The organism is Pseudomonas sp. K5002, assembly GCF_013386655.1.
Lineage (GTDB): Bacteria > Pseudomonadota > Gammaproteobacteria > Pseudomonadales > Pseudomonadaceae > Aquipseudomonas.
In genome coordinates, this window is sequence record NZ_JACARK010001490.1 from 1 (window position 1) to 402 (window position 402).

The window sequence follows — 402 nt, forward strand, 5'->3', positions numbered from 1 at the left end:
GGCGCTGACCGGTGGCGTCAACAGTGCGATCGCCCATGCCCGTAAAGTCGAGCTGGACAAAGCCGAGGCCGCCCTGAAAGCCGCCGAAGCCAAGCCGCCGGCCAAGGTCATCGACCCGGCAGCGCCAAGCACTACGGTTGCGCTGAACCTCACCGATATCGAGGCGCTGCGCCATCAACTGGATGAGATCGCCACCGATGTGGTGAATTACCAGTGCGATGTGAGCATCCAGGCACCGCGCACCGAAGATTACCCATGGCTGGCCACGTTGCTGACCAAACGGGTGAAGCGCATCGATTCGGGGTATGACCTGAAGATTCACCGGCAGATCCTGAAGAAGGTTCCGGCGCAGGTCGTGCTGATTCCGCGTAAGACTGAATAACGCCATTCGCGAGCAAGCCC

Annotated in this window: 1 pseudogene; it reads left to right on the forward strand. The window is 60.9% G+C overall.

The features are described 5' to 3' along the window. A pseudogene (locus HX846_RS37430) lies at positions 1 to 382 on the forward strand (hypothetical protein); the annotation flags it as partial. Between the last annotated feature and the right edge of the window lie 20 nt (positions 383 to 402).